The following is a 2,247-nucleotide window of genomic DNA, read 5'->3' as shown; positions in this document are numbered from 1 at the left end:
ACTTTTCTTCCTTTTATATTGTATTAAGTGTTATATTTGAAAGAAATAAACGGAAGTTTTTTCACAGACTGACGTTGTGGGTAATTATAAAAAAAACATTAATTCGTGGAAAAATCAATTCTTATTCATATATTTACATAATAATTACAAATTATCAAATAAGATGAAAATTCAAGAATTTAGTTTTGGTAACTTTAAGTCATTTAAAGAAATTCAGACTTTAAATTTATCAGCTGCAAAAATCAAATCTCATAATAAAGAAATTGATGTCAATAATGTTATTGATGAAAACTCTAATTTATTTTTAAAGACTAAAGCTATTTACGGCGCAAATGCTAGCGGTAAAAGCAACATTATTAAGGCATTAGTTACATTTATTAGAATTATTAAAACTTCAATTAAAGATGAAGATATTTTATATTTAGTAGATTCTTTCCGACTATCAACAAAAACAGAAAATGAACCAAGTTTTTTTCAATTAATTTTTTGGCATAATAATATTAAATACAGATATGGATTTGAAGTAGATGATGAAAAAATTTATTCTGAATGGCTTTATTCTAGCCCAAAAAAAAGAGAACTTCCATTATTCATTAGAGAAGGAAAAAAAATCATTGAATTAGATAAAAAAAATTACAACGAAGGATATAAATTAGTCAGTCTATTTGAAGAAGAAACAGAGGAAAATGAGATTTTTAGGAATAATTCATTGTTTTTATCAACACTCGCTACTTTCGGCTTTGGAAAGTTATCTAAAGATTTAATTAATGCAATCGGCTCAACAATTATAATCAGTGGATTAGGACATCAAGGAATGTTTAGATTTGCTGGGGATGCTATTACAAACAGTGAAAAGAAAAAATACATTGTGGATTTTTTGAAATATGGAGATGTAGGTATTGAAGACATTGATGCTTTGGATGTGCCTGAAATTGATTCGGAAGAAAGTGAAAATGAAGATGAAACTAAAAAGGAATTGACAAAACAGAAAAAGAGAAAACTATTAATCTCATTTAGAAAAAAATATGATGAAAATCTAAAGGTGGTCGAGAACGAGTCTTTCCCATTCAGTAGTAATGAATCAGAAGGGACTCAAAAATTATTTGAATTAAGTCCTTTTATTTATGAAGCACTGAAGAATAATAGACCAATCATTATTGACGAATTTGATGCTAGATTTCATCCATTATTAACAAAAAAAATTGTTGAATTATTCAATTCAACTTCCAATATTGGCTCACAATTAATTTTTACTACTCACGACACAAACTTATTGTCCAACGACTTATTAAGAAGAGATCAAATTGAGTTTGTGGAAAAAGACCAGTTTGGTGCGAGTCATTTATATTCTCTTGTTGAGTTTAAAGGAATTAGAAATAATGCCTCCTTTGAAAAGGATTATATTCAAGGTAAATATGGAGCAATTCCTTTTTTAGGGGATTTTGACAAATTAATTAATTCTGTTTCAAATGCCTAAAAAAACTAAAGCAATAAAATTAACTGACATTAAGTCTGAAAAACCTTGGCTTAAAAAAGCCAAAGCTTCTGTATATGAAGTAGAAACTAGAGAAGTTAAAAAAACAATTTTAATTATCTGTGAAGGTCAAACAGAAAAATTATACTTCGAATCATTTCCTGTTTTAACACTTACAGTTGAAGCAATTGATTTGAAAGGAGAAAGTAAATTAAAGTTAATTGAATCAACTATAGAAATTGTAAAAAATAGTATTAAAATCTATGATGAAGTTTGGTGCGTTTTCGACATGGATTTTAAAAGAGGTGAAAAAGAGTTTGCAGATTTTGATAATGCGATTACCAAAGGGAAGAATTGTGGTTATAAAATAGCTTATTCAAATGATGCTTTTGAATTGTGGTTCTATCTTCACTATCAATACAATGATAATAAAAATCATAGGAGCTTCTACTATTCATTCTTGAGTAAAGAATGGAATATCAACTATGAAAAAGATGGAAAAAAGTACAACTTTTGTAAATCAGTCTATGACAAATTAAACAACGATGATAAGGCATCACAAGAAAAAGCAATAGAAAGAGCTGAAACAATTTATCAAGCACAAGTTGACAAAAAATATCACGAGCAAAACCCAATAACTTTAGTCAGTGAATTGGTTAAGTTTCTAAATCAGAATAAAAGAAAATAAGTACTACTGCTAATCGAGTAGACGGCTCCGCTAGGAACTAACGGAGTGCGCCTCTCACACCACCGAGCGTACGGGTCACGTACTC

The 2,247-nt window shown here is 28.5% G+C and carries 2 protein-coding genes; both read left to right on the top strand.

The window, feature by feature from the left end; genetic code table 11:
* The first annotated feature begins 163 nt into the window (after positions 1 to 163).
* Positions 164 to 1,477, top strand: a complete 1,314-nt coding sequence (locus H8R24_RS17905; protein ID WP_187021810.1) for an AAA family ATPase — start codon at positions 164 to 166, stop codon at positions 1,475 to 1,477.
* Entirely contained in the window at positions 1,470 to 2,162 is a 693-nt protein-coding gene (locus H8R24_RS17900) for an RloB family protein (protein ID WP_187021808.1), read from the top strand. The genes H8R24_RS17905 and H8R24_RS17900 overlap by 8 nt, the downstream gene beginning before the upstream one ends.
* The last annotated feature ends 85 nt before the right edge of the window (positions 2,163 to 2,247 follow it).

This window comes from Flavobacterium muglaense, from assembly GCF_014305155.1.
GTDB classification, from domain to species: domain Bacteria; phylum Bacteroidota; class Bacteroidia; order Flavobacteriales; family Flavobacteriaceae; genus Flavobacterium; species Flavobacterium muglaense.
This window is presented reverse-complemented; position numbering and strand designations above follow the sequence as displayed.

What these genes read in the sequence shown, in the direction of transcription:
- H8R24_RS17900 (WP_187021808.1), top strand. Translation starts at nt 1,470, where the DNA reads ATGCCTAAAAAAACTAAAGCAATAAAATTAACTGACATTAAGTCTGAA.
- H8R24_RS17905 (WP_187021810.1), top strand. Translation starts at nt 164, where the DNA reads ATGAAAATTCAAGAATTTAGTTTTGGTAACTTTAAGTCATTTAAAGAA.